Source organism: Streptomyces sp. NPDC030809 (genome assembly GCF_055572195.1).
Map to the genome: position 1 here is coordinate 138436 of NZ_JBVIDV010000012.1, position 15268 is coordinate 153703.

Sequence of the window (15268 nt, forward strand, 5' to 3'; positions counted from 1 at the left end):
GTAGACCGTGCAGCAACCGCCGCATCAGTCCCTGCAGGCAGCCGCCGTGAAGTGCGTTCCGAGTATCCCGAACCCACGGCTGCCGGTCAGGGAAGAGGACGGCCCGTGGCATTCCGAGGCGGTGTGCCGCCGGGACGAGGCGGGACTCTTCTTCGCCCCCTCCAAGGAGCCGACGGCCGCCCGGCTGTCGCGCGAGGAGGCCGCCAAGCGCGTCTGTGCCCGCTGCCCGGTGATGGTGGCCTGCCGCGAGCACGCCCTGCTCCAGCCCGAGCCGTACGGGGTCTGGGGCGGCCTGACGGCCGCCGAGCGCCGCGTGGTGCTGGCCCGGCGCCGCCGCCGGGCGGCGGAACTCCGCCAGGGCCGGGCCGCCGGACCGGTGGCCGCCGCGGGCTGATCCGGCGTACCCGGATACGCGAAGGGCGCTCCCGCCGCACAACGGGAGCGCCCTTCGCGTACTGCGGATCAGTGGCCTGCTGATCCCGGGAGCGGCGACCGACCGCCCCGGAGGGCGGGTCCGGCCGCCGGAGGCCGGACCGCTGCGCGCGGACGGGCGCCGCGCGCAGCGGACTGGGTGCAGGGGACCGCGTACCGCGGACTACTGCGCGCGGTCGAAGTCGATGGCGCTGTAGGCGCGCAGCTTCGACAGGCGGTGGGTCGACTCGATCCGGCGGATCGTGCCCGACTTCGAGCGCATGACCAGCGAGGACGTGGTCGCGGTCTCGGAGCGGTAGTGCACGCCGCGCAGCAGCTCGCCGTCGGTGATGCCGGTCGCGACGAAGAAGACGTTCTCGCCGGAGACCAGGTCGTTCGTGTGCAGGACGCGGTCCAGGTCGTGCCCGGCGTCCAGCGCCTTCTGGCGCTCCGCCTCGTCCTTGGGCCACAGCTTGCCCTGGATCGTGCCGCCCAGGCACTTTATGGCGCAGGCCGAGATGATGCCCTCGGGGGTGCCGCCGATGCCGAGGAGCAGGTCCACACCGGTGCCCTCGCGGGCCGCCATGATCGAGCCGGCCACGTCGCCGTCCGAGATGAACTTGATGCGCGCGCCCGTCTCGCGGATCTCCTTGACGATGCCCTCGTGGCGGGGGCGGTCCAGGATGACCACGGTGACGTCCTCGACGGCCATGCTCTTGGCCTTGGCCACCCGGCGGATGTTGACCGAGACCGGCGCGGTGATGTCCACGAAGTCCGCGGCCTCGGGGCCGGTGACCAGCTTGTCCATGTAGAAGACCGCGGACGGGTCGAACATGGTGCCGCGGTCGGCGGCGGCGAGCACGGCGATCGCGTTCGGCATGCCCTTGGCGTTGAGGGTGGTGCCGTCGATCGGGTCCACGGCGATGTCCACCTCGGCGCCGGTGCCGTCGCCGACCCGCTCGCCGTTGAAGAGCATCGGGGCCTCGTCCTTCTCGCCCTCGCCGATGACGACGACGCCGTTCATCGAGACGGTGGAGACGAGGGTGCGCATCGCGCGTACGGCCGCGCCGTCGGCGCCGATCTTGTCGCCGCGCCCGACCCAGCGGCCGGCGGCCATGGCGGCGGCCTCCGTGACGCGGACGAGCTCCAGGGCGAGGTTGCGGTCGGGGGCCTCGGGAGACACCTCGAGCTGAGGCGGCAGGCTGTGCTCGGTCATCGGAGCGCACCTTTCTGTACGACGACGGCGCGACACGGCCGTAAAAAAGAGGGTGCTGGAACTCTATCGGTAGGTCGACATATTGAGCAGTGGGGGTCACGTATGAGCGGCGCACGGGTGTCCTGAAGGGGGCGCAGCGCGCGCCGGGCGCCCCTCACCCGCGCGCCCGGCGACCCTGGCGATGATCGCTTCCGGCCATAGGGGACGATGGGTCCCGTGGCAGGTATGAAAGGCAAGCAGACGGTCCAGGACATGGTGCGGTCACTGGCGGTGATCGGCGTCCTCGTCGCGCTCATTTACGTGTTCATCCCGCACGACGAGAAGGCGGACCCGACCCGGGTCGTGGACTACCGCGTCGAGCTCCTCACCGCCCGGCGCGCGGCCCCGTACCCGGTGGCGGCGCCCGTGGGCCTGCCCGAGGGGTGGCGCGCCACCTCGGTCACGTACGAGCGCAAGAACTCGAACGCCTGGCACCTGGGCTTCCTGGACCCGTTCGACCAGTACGTGGCCGTCGAGCAGTCCACCGATCCGGCCGCGGACAAGTACGTGCGCAGGGTGTCGCGCGACGCCGCCGACACCGGGGGGCTCCACAAGGCCGGGGGGCTGATCTGGCAGCGCTGGGAGGGGCCGAAGTACCGGGCGCTCGTCCGCAAGGAGCAGGGCGTGACCACGGTGGTGACCGGCACGGGCTCCTTCGGGGAGCTCGCCGAGATGGCGGGGGCCCTGGAGATGAAGAAGGGCCCGCAGGCGACGCAGGGCTGACACGCGGCGCGCGGGCGGGGCCGACGCCCCCGGCGCCCGCGCGTGCGCGGGCCCCAGGCAACGCGGCCAGGGCTGGCGGCCAGGCGGCCTCCGGCGCCCGCGCGTGCGCGGGCCCCGGACGCAGACCCAGATGCACACGCACACGCACACGCGAAAGAGGCCGGTCCCGGGATTCCGGGGCCGGCCTCTCGTCGCTGTGCGCCTCGGGCGCAGTGATCAGACCGTGGTGACGACGTCGTCGTAGGCCAGGCGCGGGGAGCGCGGGAACCAGGCGTCCTCGCCCGGCTTGCCGATGTTGACCACCATCAGCGGGGTGTGGTCGGCGTCCAGGAACTCCTTCTGCACGCCGGCGAAGTCCAGGCCGGTCATCGGGCCGGCGGCCAGGCCGGCGGCGCGCACGCCGACGATGAAGTACGCGGCCTGCAGGGCGGCGTTCAGCAGGGCGGAGCCCTCGCGGACCGGGCGCTCGCTGAAGAACATGTCCTTCGCCTGCGGGAAGTGCGGCAGCAGCTGCGGGAGCTCCTCGTGGAACTCGTTGTCCGCGGAGAGGATCGCGACCAGCGGGGCGGCCGAGGTCTTGGCCTGGTTGCCCTCGGCCATGTGCTTGACCAGGCGCTCGCGGGCCTCGGGGGAGCGGACCAGCGTGATGCGCAGCGGGGTCTGGTTGAAGGCCGTGGGGCCGAACTTCACCAGGTCGTAGATGGCCTGAACCTGCTCGTCGGTCACCGGCTCGTCCGAGAAGGTGTTGGCGGTGCGGGCCTCGCGGAAGAGGAGGTCCTGAGCGGCGGAGTCGAGAACGAGGGACATCGGGAGGGCCTTTCGTACGTGCTGGTCGAAGCGACGTGAACGACCTTAGGGCGAGATAGTCGAAAATTCAACTAAATCTGCCGCCGGGTGCTGCGCGTCACAGTCGTTGACTGCTCAACGACCCCCTCAACCTGCCCAGGCAGGCACCTATTCCCCGTCTTCGGAAGCCGCTCCGTCGCCCGTGCCGGGGCGCCCGTCCGCGGCCCCGTCCCGGGCGTCCCGGCCGGCGAGCGCCGAGTCCAGCCGGGCCCGGGCCCCCTCCAGCCAGTGCCGGCACACCTTCGCCAGCTCCTCGCCGCGCTCCCACAGCGCGAGCGACTCCTCCAGGCTCGTGCCGCCGGCCTCCAGGCGGCGCACCACCTCGATGAGCTCGTCCCGCGCCTGCTCGTAGCCCAGCGCCGAAGCGTCCGTCCCGGCCATCAGATCCACCCTAGGTGTGTAGTCCTGCGTAAACATTGCGCGCGCGTGAAACCTGCCGCCGCACGCACCCGGCGGCTCTCAGCAGCCGGATGCTCCTTCTGCCGCATCCCCGGCGGGCCCGTCCTCGCCCCGCTCCTCGCCCGCCGCCACCCGGACCGTGAACTCGCCCTCCGCGACCCGGGCGCGCAGCCGGTCCCCGGCCGCGACCTCCGCCGGGGAGCGCACCACGTGCCCGTCCGCCCGCTGGAGCACCGCGTACCCGCGCTCCAGCGTGGCCGCCGGGGAGAGCGCCACCACCCGGGCCCTGGTGTGCGAAAGCTCCGAGTCGGCCCGGTCCAGCAGGTGGCCGAGGGTCCGCCGGCTGCGCGCCAGCAGGGCCTCGACCTGCTCCTCCCGGTCCTCGACCATCCGCTGCGGATGGACGAACACGGGCCGGCCGAGCGCGTGCGCCAGCCCCCGCTCCTCCCGGTCCAGCAGCCCGCGCACCGAGCGCAGCGCCCGGTCCCGCAGCAGCCGGACCCGGTCCAGCTCCTCGCCCACGTCCGGGACCACCTTCTTGGCCGCGTCCGTCGGGGTGGAGGCGCGCAGGTCCGCGACCAGGTCGAGGAGCGGGGTGTCCGGCTCGTGCCCGATGGCCGAGACCACCGGGGTCCGGGCCGCGGCCACCGCCCGTACGACCTGCTCGTCCGAGAACGGCAGCAGGTCCTCCACGCTGCCGCCGCCGCGGGCCACGATGATCACGTCCACTTCGCCCAGGGCGTCCAGCTCCTGCACCGCCCGCACCACCTGCGGTACGGCGTGCACCCCCTGGACGGCCACGTTCCGCACCTCGAAGCGGACCGCGGGCCAGCGCCGGCGGGCGTTCTCCAGCACGTCCCGCTCCGCCGCCGAGGCCCGGCCGCAGACCAGGCCCACCAGCTGGGGCAGGAAGGGCAGCGGCTTCTTGCGGTCCAGTGCGAACAGGCCCTCCGAGGCCAGGCTCCGCTTGAGCTTCTCCAGCCGGGCCAGCAGCTCGCCGATGCCCACGGGCCGTATCTCGGTGGCCCGCAGCGACAGCTGGCCGCGCGGTGCGTACCACTCCGGCTTCGCGAGGAGGACCACCCGGGCGCCCTCCGACACCACGTCCGCGACCTCGTCGAACACCTGCCGGAAGCAGGTCACGCTCACCGAGATGTCGTGCGAGGGGTCGCGCAGCGTCAGGAAGACCACGCCCGCCCCCGGCCGCCGCGACAGCTGGGTGATCTGCCCCTCCACCCACACCTGGCCGAGCCGGTCGATCCAGCCCCCGATGAGCCGGGACACCTGGCCGACGGGCAGCGGCGCCTCGGCCGACGTATTCAGACCCATGCATGCAGGCTAACGGGCGACGCTGACAGGGCCTCAGGACGGCGCGTCGTCCGCCACCCGGGGTCCCGCCCCGAACCCGGCGCGTCGTCCGCGTCCCGGGGTTCTGCCCCCGAACCCGGCGCGTCGTCCGCGTCCCGGGGCTCTGCTCCCGGACTCGGCGCCGCGTCCGTCACGCCGTCCCCCGCCGCCGCTGCACCGCCAGGACGCCCAGCCCCACGGCCAGCCACACCGCCCCCACCACCTGCGCCGTGCCCGAGGCCTCGGCGATCACCGCCACCGTCACCGCCGCCCCCAGCAGCGGTGCGGCCAGGTGCCGCCACCAGTGCGGGCGCCCCGCCATCCGCCGTACGGCGAACCAGCCCACGACCGACGCGTGCAGCAGCGTGAAGGCCGTCAGCGCCCCGATGTCGACCACGGACACCAGCCGGTCCAGCCCGTCGTCCCGCCGGGCCGCCCAGACCGCCGCCGCCAGCGTCACCGCCGCCGCCACCAGCAGCGCCGGCCGCGGGGTGCCCGAGCGGGTGTGCCCCAGTGCCCGCGGCAGCCGCCCCTCCCGGGCCATCGCGAACAGCAGCCGCCCGGCCGCCGCCTGCCCGGCCAGCGCGGCGAAGGCCGCCCCCACCGCCTTGCTCAGCGCGATCAGATCGTGCAGCCAGCCGCCCACCGAGGCCTCCACCGCGTCGTAGAAGGCCGGGCCCTGCTTCGCCGGATCGGCGGCCAGCTCCGCCGCCGACACCGGCTCCAGCAGCGCCGCGAGGTACGTCTGCGCCAGGAACAGCACCCCCGTCAGGGCCAGGCAGAACAGCACCGCCCGGGCCACCCGCGCACTGCCCCCGGTCACCTCCTCCGCGAACGAGGCGATCGCGTCGAACCCCAGGTACGACAGCACCGCCACCGACACCGCCCCGACCACGGCACCGAGGGAGAAGCCCATCGAGCCGTCCCCGGTCAGCGGCGAGAGCCAGCCGCGCTGCGCCCCGTCCCGGACCAGTACGGTCACCGCCGCCACCAGGAACACCGCCAGCACCAGCACCTCCAGCACCAGCACGGCGAAGCCGACCCGCGCGGCCGCCCGTACCCCCCAGAGGTTCAGCGCCGTGGTCACCGCCACCGCCAGCGCCGTCCACACCCACCGCGAGACCTCCGGCACCAGGGCGTGCAGGGCGATCCCGGAGAACAGGTACGCCACCGCCGGGATCAGCAGGTAGTCGAGCATCGCCATCCAGCCGGCGATCATCCCCGCGCCCTCGCCCAGCCCCTTGCGGGCGTACGTGAACACCGAACCGGCCTGCGGGGCCACCCGGACCATCTGGGCGTAGCTCAGGGCCGTGAGGGCCATCGCCGCCGTGGCGAGCACGTAGACGAGGGCGACCGCGCCGTGCGAGCGGGCGTCGAGGGTGCCGAAGATCCCGACCGGGGCCATGGGCGCGATGAACAGCAGCCCGTAGACGACCAGGTCGCGGAAGCCGAGGTTCCGTCGCAGTCGGCCGGCCTCCCGGCCCGCCGTGGCCGTGTCGGCCGCCATACCGCCCCCTCGGGTCCCGGGTACGTGTTTTCGACCCAGTCTGCGGGTCGGACGCGATCTTCGGCGGTCCGGAGACGGCCGTACGATGGACGGCATGACTGCTCCCGCCTCCCGCCGTGTCCTCCTCGCCGCCCCGCGCGGCTACTGCGCGGGCGTGGACCGTGCCGTGATCGCTGTCGAGAAGGCCCTCGAGCAGTACGGCGCACCGGTCTACGTCCGGCACGAGATCGTGCACAACAAGTACGTGGTCCAGACCCTGGAGAAGAAGGGCGCGATCTTCGTCGAGCGGACCGAGGAGGTCCCGCCCGGCAGCATCGTGATGTTCTCCGCGCACGGCGTGGCCCCCGTCGTCCACGAGGAGGCCGCCCGCGGCCGGCTCGCGACCATCGATGCGACCTGCCCGCTGGTCACCAAGGTGCACAAGGAAGCGATCCGCTACGCCAACGAGGACTTCGACATCCTCCTCATCGGCCACGAGGGCCACGAGGAGGTCATCGGCACCTCCGGCGAGGCCCCGGACCACATCACGATCGTGGACGGCCCGCACGACGTGGACAAGGTGACCGTCCGCGACGAGTCGAAGGTCGTCTGGCTCTCGCAGACCACGCTCTCCGTGGACGAGACGATGGAGACGGTCGACGCACTGAAGACCAAGTTCCCGCTGCTGGTCTCGCCGCCGAGCGACGACATCTGCTACGCCACCTCCAACCGCCAGGCGGCGGTCAAGGCCATGGGCTCCGACTCGGACCTGGTCATCGTGGTCGGCTCCAAGAACTCCTCGAACTCCATCCGGCTCGTCGAGGTCGCCCTCGACGCCGGCGCGCGCGCCGCGTACCTGGTGGACTTCGCCAGCGAGATCGACGAGGCCTGGCTGGAGGGCGTCACCACGATCGGCCTGACCTCGGGCGCCTCGGTGCCGGAGGTGCTGGTCGAGGAGGTGCTGGAATGGCTCGCGGAGCGCGGTTACGCGGACGTGGAGATCGTCAAGACCGCCGAGGAGTCCATCACCTTCTCGCTGCCCAAGGAGCTCCGCCGGGACCTGCGGGCGGAAGCCGCCGCACTGGTCGCCGGGGAGTAGCCGCCCCGGGCGGTGGTCTCGCCGGGGAGTGGTCCTTTTCGTACGGTGTGTCCATGCAGATCTTCGGTGTGGACATCGGCGGTTCCGGCATCAAGGGCGCTCCCGTGGACCTGGACCGCGGCGACCTGGCGCAGGAGCGCCACAAGGTCCTGACCCCGCAGCCGGCCACCCCCGACGGGGTGGCCGGCTGCGTCGCAGAGGTCGTGCGGCACTTCGACTGGCAGGGGCCGGTCGGCATCACCTTCCCCGGCGTGGTCGCGGGCGGGGTCACCCGTTCCGCGGCCAACGTGGACGCCGGCTGGATCGGGCTGGACGCGCGGGCCCTGCTCGCGGAGCGGCTGGGCGGGCTGCCGGTGACGGTCCTGAACGACGCGGACGCGGCGGGCGTGGCGGAGATGACGTACGGGGCCGGGCGCGGCCGGGCCGGCACGGTCATCCTGCTCACGCTGGGCACGGGCATCGGCAGCGCGCTCTTCACGGACGGCCGGCTGGTGCCGAACACCGAGCTCGGCCACCTGGAGCTGCGCGGGCACGACGCGGAGACCAAGGCCTCGGTGAAGGCGAAGGAGGACGGGGACCTCAGCTGGGAGCGGTGGGCGAAGCGGGTCCGGCGCTACCTGGCGCACGTGGAGATGCTGTTCTCGCCGGACCTGTTCATCATCGGCGGCGGCGTCAGCCGCAAGGCCGACCGCTTCCTCCCGCTCCTGGACGGCATCCGCGCCGAGATCGTCCCCGCCCGGCTCCAGAACAACGCGGGCATCGTGGGGGCGGCGATGGCGGCACGGGGCCCGGCGTAGGGTCGGGTAGCCGGTCGGTCAGGCGGTCGGGGGCGGGGACGGGTGGCCGGTCGGTCAGGCGGTCAGGGGCAGGGACGGGCGGCCGGCGGTCAGGCGGTCATGGGCAGGGACGGGTGGCCGGTCAGGCGGTCCGGCGGTCGGGGGTGGGGACGGGCGGCCGGTCAGGCGGTCCGGCGGGGCATGCGCCGCTTCCCGATCAGGACCGCCTTGCGGACGATGACGATCAGGGACGCGATGAGCGTCCCCCCGTACAGCCACCCGGCATGCAGGGACAGGGCGGTCACCACTCCCATCAGCTGGCCGCCGAAGCCGCCCGTACCGCCGGCGATGGGCCACACCCCGGCGGCGAAGGCGATCGGCACCGAGACCGGGGCGGTCACCAGGTCCGCCGGCCGCACCCAGAGCGCGGTGGCGGCGGCCACGGGCAGGAACAGCACCCCGTACGCGAGCAGCGAGCCGTCGAAGAGCAGCCAGGCGAGCCCGGCGGCCAGCACCATCGCCACGCAGGCGAACAGTCCGCCGCCCAGCCCGGTCAGCCGGGGTTCGGGCAGCCGGCGCAGCAGCGGCGCCGGCCGGGCCGCCCCCGGGCGGGGGCGCGGCCGGGCGACCCGGGCCCCGCGGGCCGCGGCCTGCGCGGGCAGCGCCGGACGGGCGCCCGGCGGCCGGCGTCTCGGAGGGTGATGCGGTGAACGCGTCCTGTATTGCTCCACGCGACCAAAGTAGGTCCGCAAACGCCCCGGACGGCCTCCGGACACGCGTTTCGGCGTACTTGGCCGGTTCTGGACGCCATGTGCCGCGGCAGGCGGCCCCGGGCGGCCGCACGGGCGGCGGGGGCCGCGGGCAGGGCCCCGTAAACTGGGGGGTGGCCTGACCTCGGGCCGCCCCACCTCCAGCTCACGGGAAGTCGCCAACGTGTCGCTCACGATCGGAATCGTCGGCCTGCCGAATGTCGGCAAGTCGACCCTGTTCAACGCCCTGACCAAGAACGACGTGCTGGCGGCCAACTACCCGTTCGCCACCATCGAGCCGAACGTCGGCGTCGTCGGCGTCCCGGACCCGCGCCTCGCGGTCCTCGCGGGCATCTTCGGCTCCCAGAAGATCCTGCCCGCCACGGTCGACTTCGTGGACATCGCCGGCATCGTCCGCGGCGCCTCCGAGGGCGAGGGCCTGGGCAACAAGTTCCTCGCGAACATCCGCGAGTCGGACGCGATCTGCCAGGTCATCCGCGCGTTCAAGGACGAGAACGTCGTCCACGTCGACGGCAAGGTCTCGCCGAAGGACGACATCGAGACGATCAACACCGAGCTGATCCTCGCCGACCTCCAGTCCGTCGAGAAGGCCATCCCGCGCCTGACGAAGGAGTCCCGCCTCCAGAAGGACAAGGTCGCCGTCCTCGCCGCCGTCGAGGCCGCGCAGAAGATCCTGGAGGGCGGCGAGACCCTCTTCTCGAAGGGCATCACCAAGGGCACCGAGCAGGGCGACCTCCTGCACGAGCTGCACCTGCTGACGACCAAGCCCTTCCTGTACGTCTTCAACGTGGACGAGGACGAGCTGACGGACGACGCGTTCAAGGCCGAGCAGTCGGCCCTGGTCGCCCCGGCCGAGGCGATCTTCCTCAACGCCAAGCTGGAGGCGGACCTGGCGGAGCTGGACGACGAGGAGGCCCTCGAACTCCTCCAGTCCGTCGGCCAGGACGAGCCGGGCCTGGCCACCCTGGGCCGCGTCGGCTTCGACACCCTCGGCCTCCAGACCTACCTGACGGCCGGCCCGAAGGAAACCCGCGCCTGGACCATCAAGAAGGGCGCCACGGCCCCCGAGGCGGCCGGCGTCATCCACACCGACTTCCAGCGCGGCTTCATCAAGGCCGAGGTCATCTCCTTCGCCGACCTGGTCGAATGCGGCTCGGTCACCGAGGCCCGCGCCAAGGGCAAGGCCCGCATGGAGGGCAAGGACTACGTCATGCAGGACGGCGACGTGGTCGAATTCCGCTTCAACGTGTGAGCGGACACCCCGCCTGCCCCGAAGGGGCCGGCCTCTGCGGAGGGCGGCCCCTTCGGGGTGTCCGTGGCGGGTTCAGGTGGTGCGCGGTGGGGTGAGATTGTCGAGGTCCAGGGTGATCTCGAAGGGCACCGGGCGTTCGAGGGTGCCGCGGAAGATGCCGGCGGGTGCGGAGGCGCAGGTCGGGTGGTCGAGCTCGTACGCGTGGACCACCGGCGCCCCGTCCTCGTCCTCGATGCACCAGTAGTGCGGGATCCCGGCCTCCGCGTACTTGCGGAGCTTCACGGTGCGGTCCCGGTGGGCGGGCTCGGGGGAGACGACCTCGATGACGAGCTGGACGTCCTCGGGGGCGTACCAGGTGCGGTCGGGGTCGTAGGGCAGCTCCGTCAGCAGGAGGTCCGGCTCGGGACGGTTGCGGGCATCGAGGCGGATGGTCATCTCCCGTTCGACTTCGAAGCCGGGCGGTGCCTGCGCCATGAGCGTCGTGGTGAGGGCGGTGACGAGGCGGCCGTGCCAGGACCGTTGGGGCGACATCCTGAAGACGAGTGCTCCGTCGATGAGCTCGGTGTGGCGGGGTGCCTCGGGGAGGCGTCCAGGTCCTCCGCGAACCAGCCTTCCGCGCGCGGCGGGCGCATCCAGTCGGGCAGCGCGCTCATGGCTTCACGGTAGCGGCCCGCGACCCGCGCCGGAGAGCCGGCGGTCCGGGTCACGGGGTTTCGGCAGACTGCGCTCCACGGCCGGACTCGCGCCCGGGTCCGGCCATGGAGTCCCCGGACGGCTCAGACGGTCGCGAGGGCGGCGGCCGTGCGGGCCAGCTCGCGCAGTTTCCCGCGGGTTTCGGCGTCGGTCGAGTAGACCACCGTGCCGATCATCCCCCGGGTCAGCAGCACCTTGTACGTGTTGCGGATCAGGCGGTCCACATCCGCGTCCGGGACCGACTTCTTGAAGACCGGGTCCTTGGAAGCCGTACGGTCGGTGATCCAGCGGTCGCCGCGCCACACCAGGTCGGGGCCGATGATGACACCGCTCCAGTCGTACTCGAACCCCTGTGCCGTGTACACGCAGCCGACCTGGCCGAAGCCGGCCGGGTCCGTCGCCCACAGCGCGGCCGGGGGAGCACCCCCGACGGCCCGGTCGCCGAAGACGTTCCAGGGCCGCTCCCAGTCGTCGATGACGACGTCCGCGGGCAGCGCCTGACCGGCGGGGACCTTCTTGGTCCACTTCCAGCAGTAGCCGGCCGACATGCGCGCCCCGTATCCCTGCGCCCGGCGGCCTTCGAGGAACGCCTCCATCTCACGGGGGCTGTCCGCGACCGCGAGCTGCATCCTGCCGTCGGGCTCCCACTCCACCGGGCCGCCCGGTTCGAGTCCCAGCAGCCGCACCACCCAGCGCAGGTACGCGTCACTGCCGCCGCACCGGAACTGGCTGTCCAGAGAGACCACCCGGCAGCCGAGACCCTTTGCCGCGGCGGCCGCCCTGATGTCCGCGACGGTCCCCATTTCGCCGGGCCGGACGACCTGGTGTTCGTCGAGCAGGAAGACCGGGACGCGTGCCGCGTCGATGAGCTCCTCGATCTGGGCCTTTCCGGTGCGGTGGGACGCAGGCGTGTACCGGTTGGCCGAGGTCTCCCGGATGCGGTGGGCCTCGTCGCAGATCAGGACGTCGAGGCCGTTGCGCTCCGCGGTCATGAAGCCGTTGAAGTACTTGAAGAGCTCCTTCACCTCGCGCTTGCGGGCGCCGGCGACCTTCCTCATGGTCGTGGTGAACGAGCTGGAGCCGGTGGCGTGCAGCGCGGTCGTGCCCTGCCGGTACAGCGCGCCGAGCAGGGACAGGGCGATGACGCTCTTTCCCGTGCCGGGCCCGCCGGTGACGACCACGACCTCCTTGTGGTCGGACCGGCCGGCACGCCGGACGGCGTTGAGGACCGTGCGGTAGGCGACCTTCTGTTCGTCGAGGAGGACGAACTGCTCGCGCTCACGGACCTCCTGGGCGGCCACCGCCATGAGCTGCCGTGAGGGGCCGACCTTGCCGTCCACGAGCTCGTCCGCGGCGGCGGCGCCGGGCCCGGCGCCCAGTCTCGAGCGGAGGAACTCGATGAACTCCCCGCGCCTCGCGCCGACGAAGAGCCGGCCGTACGGGCCCTGCTCCGCCTCGAAGAGGCCGCTGACGCCGAACTCGGTGGCGTTGTGCAGGTATGCGGCGCCGCTGAGGCGCTCCGGGTGCGCCGCCAGCGTCCCGTTGAAGGAGACCAGGTATTCGCAGTAGCCGCGCACCTGGTCGACCGGGTTCAGCACGGCCCGGGCGTACGCGTCGACGCGGCACAGCGACGGATCGTCGTCGTCCGGCTCGGCACTGCTCCACTGCTTCAGCTCCACGACGACGTACGAGGGCAGGCCGGTCTCGGGGTGCACCCCCGCCAGCACGGCATCGGCACGCTTGCTGTTCAGCGGCAGTCCGTACTCGAGGAGCATCTCCACCCGGCCGAGCCCCGCATCGTTGAGTGCGCTCGCGAGGACCGGGATGCTCCGCTCCCACGAACGGACTTCGGACGTGGACGGCTTGTGGCCGTGCACGTGCACGAACTGCTCCGTCAGACGGAGGAAGAGGGCACCGGAGAAACACTCGGCGGCGACCGCGGCAGCGGAGTCGCGGAACAGCAAGGGATGCCCTCCAGGCAGCACGAAGGAACTCGTGCGGGTGGGGGCATGTCCTTCGGTGACTCCGTGCAGCGGAGTGGAAGCCCGGCGGGCCGCAGCTACGTCGGGATCAAGGCTACCTGTGGCGTGTGCGGTGAGCGGGCGGCAGGTGGGCCCCTTCCGCGGTGAGCTTGGGCCGGTCCCCGTCGTAGTGCTGCATGCCGATGGTGCCGGGGACGAGCCTGCGCAGTGCGTTCTGGGTCTCGGGGTCGACCGCGTAGACCACGGTGCCGACCACACCGCGGGTCAGGAGCACGTGGTAGGCGTTGAGGACGCACCGGGCGACGATCGCGTCGTCCACCGAGTCGTGGAACGCGGGATCGCAGGAAGCGGCCCGGTCCACCGTGAACTTCCCGTCGCGGAACAGGAGATCGGGGCCGATGATCACGGCGTTCCAGTCGTACTCGAAGGTCTGGGCCGTGTAGACGCAGCCGATCTGCCCGACCCCGCGGTGGTCGGTCGCCCACAGGTCCGACCTGGGCGCGCCTGGGAAGCTGTGTGCCGGCTTGACGTTCCACGGCGAGCTCCAGTCGCCGATCCGCACGTCGTCGACGAGCCGGTCTCCGCCCGGGTTGCTCCACGGCCAGCAGAAGCCGGCGGTGATGCGCGCCGTGGCCCCCTCGTGGTGGCGTTCCAGGATGAACTGCTGCATCTGACCGGGGGAGTCCGCGACCGCGAGGGTCATCCGCCCGTCCGGCTGCCAGGCCGCCGGGTCGGAGGCGTCGAACCCCAGCAGCTGCTGGACCCAGCGCTGGTACCGCTTGCTTCCACCGGCCCGGAACGTGCCCTCGAGGTCGGTCACTTCGACCGCGCAGCCCATGCTCTCGGCGAGCTCCCTGAGGTAGGCGGCAGTGCCCACCTCGTCCGGGCGGATCGACTGGTGGTCGTCGAGCAGGAAGATCGGCACCTTGGCGGCCCTGATCACCTCGGTCGCCTGGGGCCGGTCGTCGTCCCGCAGCTCCGTGGGCATCCAGCGGTGGGTGGAGCTGCGCCGCATGCGGTGCGCCTCGTCGCAGATGAGGACGTCGATCCCGTCCGGAGGTGAGTCGGTGAAGCTGTTGAAGTACCGGTACATGCGGTGCGCCGCACGGCGCTTGCCCGCCACCTGTCCTGGGCGGGCCGTGCCGATCATGATGTCCCGCAGGGTCTCCGTGTAGGCGTGCGAGCCGCTGGCCAGCACGGCCTCCTGGCCCTTCAGTCCGAGGGAGCGTTGCAGCTCCAGGGCCACGGCGCTCTTGCCGCTGCCGGGCCCGCCGCGCAGGATGTGGACGCGTTTGGCGTCCCTCCGGCGGGCCGGGGCGTGTGCCGTCTCCGCGTTGTAGAACAGCCCGACGTTGAAACCGCCGAAGCCCGAGGACCTCTCCAGGTGGCGGGTGATCCGGTCGAAGGCCACGTACTGCTCGTCGAGGAGCGTGAGACCACCGCCGGTGACGGAGCGCTGCCGGGCGACGTCGGTGACCTTGCGCAACGGCTCCCGTCGGGCGTGCCGGAGAGCGTCCGCGGCCCGCTTTCCGGACGCCGCCGAGAAGCGCGAGGTGAGCACCCGGCGGAAGCGGTCCAGGTCGTCGAGCGTGTAGAGGAAGCCGTGGTCGGTCTCGGGGAGGTCGAACAGGGCCTCCACGTCGGCATCGCGCGCGTTGTGGAGCAGGGCCACCCCCATCAGCTGGTCTTCGGCCTCGCGCAGGTGGGGCAGGTAGCGCAGCATGTAGTCGCAGTAGAGCTGGACCTGCCGCACCGGATGCAACTTGTTCTTCCCGCTGCCGAACCCGAGGTCGACGGCGATCGGGCACAGGGGGTCGACCGTGGCGTGGCGCACTTGCTTCAGCTCGACGGCGAGGTACGAGTCCCTGTCCGTGCCGGGATGCCGGCCGCAGAGGACCAGGTCCACTGCGGAGTTGGTGTGCGGCAGGCCGACTTCCACCTGGATCTCGACCGCGCCGAGCCCGCATTCCAGCAGGGCCTGGACCACCACCGGGATGCTGTTGTTCCAGGACGCGACGTCCCCTTGACCGGCCGGCACCCCCTTGACCCGCAGGTGCTCGCGGATCAGCCGGTCCGTGAGCGGGAGGCGCGGCGATCCGGCCGGGGCGGCGAGCAGCCCGAGTTCGGCCGCGGACAGTTGCAGGAGCACGAGGATTCCCCAGGCACGAGATGACTCGTGCGGGTGGGGGCATGTCCTTCGTGACCCCGCCGGAGCGGAGCGGAAGCCCG

General features: G+C 72.4%; 13 protein-coding genes and 1 pseudogene. 5 read left to right on the forward strand and 9 right to left on the reverse strand.

Annotation, left to right across the window (positions count from 1 at the left end):
* Window positions 1-7: 7 nt before the first annotated feature.
* Window positions 8-394, forward strand: a complete 387-nt coding sequence (locus ACZ407_RS17985) for a WhiB family transcriptional regulator (protein WP_468129163.1) — start codon at window positions 8-10, stop codon at window positions 392-394.
* 201 nt (window positions 395-595) lie between these two features.
* Here ACZ407_RS17985 and glpX read toward each other — a convergent pair whose 3' ends face one another.
* Window positions 596-1627 (reverse strand): class II fructose-bisphosphatase, encoded by a 1032-nt coding sequence (gene glpX, locus ACZ407_RS17990; RefSeq protein WP_468129165.1) that lies wholly within the window; start codon window positions 1625-1627, stop codon window positions 596-598.
* Window positions 1628-1834: 207 nt separating this feature from the next.
* Between glpX and ACZ407_RS17995 the strand changes: the two genes are divergently transcribed.
* Complete coding sequence (locus tag ACZ407_RS17995; RefSeq protein WP_468129167.1) at window positions 1835-2389, forward strand: DUF4245 domain-containing protein; 555 nt, start codon at window positions 1835-1837, stop codon at window positions 2387-2389.
* Window positions 2390-2605: 216 nt separating this feature from the next.
* Here the strand turns inward: ACZ407_RS17995 and ACZ407_RS18000 are convergent, their stop codons facing one another.
* From ACZ407_RS18000 to ACZ407_RS18015, 4 genes are all read right to left on the reverse strand, one after another.
* Entirely contained in the window at window positions 2606-3196 is a 591-nt protein-coding gene (locus tag ACZ407_RS18000; RefSeq protein WP_468129169.1) for a malonic semialdehyde reductase, read from the reverse strand.
* Window positions 3197-3343: 147 nt separating this feature from the next.
* Complete coding sequence (locus ACZ407_RS18005; protein WP_468129171.1) at window positions 3344-3616, reverse strand: exodeoxyribonuclease VII small subunit; 273 nt, start codon at window positions 3614-3616, stop codon at window positions 3344-3346.
* Window positions 3617-3694: 78 nt separating this feature from the next.
* A complete protein-coding gene (gene xseA, locus ACZ407_RS18010) occupies window positions 3695-4963 on the reverse strand; it encodes an exodeoxyribonuclease VII large subunit (RefSeq protein WP_468129173.1) in 1269 nt (422 codons plus the stop codon).
* A 169-nt stretch (window positions 4964-5132) separates the two neighbouring features.
* Window positions 5133-6488, reverse strand: a complete 1356-nt coding sequence (locus tag ACZ407_RS18015) for an APC family permease (protein ID WP_468129175.1) — start codon at window positions 6486-6488, stop codon at window positions 5133-5135.
* An 85-nt stretch (window positions 6489-6573) separates the two neighbouring features.
* Between ACZ407_RS18015 and ACZ407_RS18020 the strand changes: the two genes are divergently transcribed.
* Both ACZ407_RS18020 and ppgK read left to right on the forward strand, forming a co-directional pair.
* On the forward strand, window positions 6574-7566 hold the full coding sequence (locus tag ACZ407_RS18020) for a 4-hydroxy-3-methylbut-2-enyl diphosphate reductase (RefSeq protein ID WP_468129177.1): 993 nt from the start codon (window positions 6574-6576) through the stop codon (window positions 7564-7566).
* A 53-nt stretch (window positions 7567-7619) separates the two neighbouring features.
* Window positions 7620-8363 carry a polyphosphate--glucose phosphotransferase gene (gene ppgK, locus ACZ407_RS18025; RefSeq protein WP_468129179.1) on the forward strand — a complete coding sequence of 248 codons (744 nt, stop codon included), beginning with the start codon at window positions 7620-7622 and terminating at the stop codon, window positions 8361-8363.
* Window positions 8364-8524: 161 nt separating this feature from the next.
* Here ppgK and ACZ407_RS18030 read toward each other — a convergent pair whose 3' ends face one another.
* Complete coding sequence (locus ACZ407_RS18030; RefSeq protein ID WP_468129181.1) at window positions 8525-9073, reverse strand: DUF6542 domain-containing protein; 549 nt, start codon at window positions 9071-9073, stop codon at window positions 8525-8527.
* Between the two features lie 202 nt (window positions 9074-9275).
* On the opposite strand from ACZ407_RS18030, the gene ychF reads away from it, so the two are divergent.
* Complete coding sequence (gene ychF / locus ACZ407_RS18035; RefSeq protein WP_468129183.1) at window positions 9276-10364, forward strand: redox-regulated ATPase YchF; 1089 nt, start codon at window positions 9276-9278, stop codon at window positions 10362-10364.
* A 72-nt stretch (window positions 10365-10436) separates the two neighbouring features.
* On the opposite strand, the pseudogene ACZ407_RS18040 reads toward ychF, so the two are convergent.
* The 3 genes and pseudogenes from ACZ407_RS18040 to ACZ407_RS18050 form a co-directional block, all read right to left on the reverse strand.
* Window positions 10437-11017: pseudogene (locus ACZ407_RS18040) on the reverse strand (Uma2 family endonuclease).
* 123 nt (window positions 11018-11140) lie between these two features.
* Window positions 11141-13021: a DNA/RNA helicase domain-containing protein gene (locus tag ACZ407_RS18045; protein WP_468129185.1), complete on the reverse strand. Its 1881-nt coding sequence runs from the start codon at window positions 13019-13021 to the stop codon at window positions 11141-11143.
* Between the two features lie 112 nt (window positions 13022-13133).
* On the reverse strand, window positions 13134-15188 hold the full coding sequence (locus ACZ407_RS18050; protein WP_468129187.1) for a DNA/RNA helicase domain-containing protein: 2055 nt from the start codon (window positions 15186-15188) through the stop codon (window positions 13134-13136).
* Window positions 15189-15268: the final 80 nt, after the last annotated feature.

What these genes read in the sequence shown, in the direction of transcription:
- ppgK (WP_468129179.1), top strand. Translation starts at nt 7,620, where the DNA reads ATGCAGATCTTCGGTGTGGACATCGGCGGTTCCGGCATCAAGGGCGCT.
- ACZ407_RS18000 (WP_468129169.1), bottom strand. Translation starts at nt 3,196, where the DNA reads ATGTCCCTCGTTCTCGACTCCGCCGCTCAGGACCTCCTCTTCCGCGAG.
- xseA (WP_468129173.1), bottom strand. Translation starts at nt 4,963, where the DNA reads ATGGGTCTGAATACGTCGGCCGAGGCGCCGCTGCCCGTCGGCCAGGTG.
- ACZ407_RS17995 (WP_468129167.1), top strand. Translation starts at nt 1,835, where the DNA reads ATGGGTCCCGTGGCAGGTATGAAAGGCAAGCAGACGGTCCAGGACATG.
- glpX (WP_468129165.1), bottom strand. Translation starts at nt 1,627, where the DNA reads ATGACCGAGCACAGCCTGCCGCCTCAGCTCGAGGTGTCTCCCGAGGCC.
- ACZ407_RS18015 (WP_468129175.1), bottom strand. Translation starts at nt 6,488, where the DNA reads ATGGCGGCCGACACGGCCACGGCGGGCCGGGAGGCCGGCCGACTGCGA.
- ACZ407_RS18005 (WP_468129171.1), bottom strand. Translation starts at nt 3,616, where the DNA reads ATGGCCGGGACGGACGCTTCGGCGCTGGGCTACGAGCAGGCGCGGGAC.
- ACZ407_RS18020 (WP_468129177.1), top strand. Translation starts at nt 6,574, where the DNA reads ATGGACGGCATGACTGCTCCCGCCTCCCGCCGTGTCCTCCTCGCCGCC.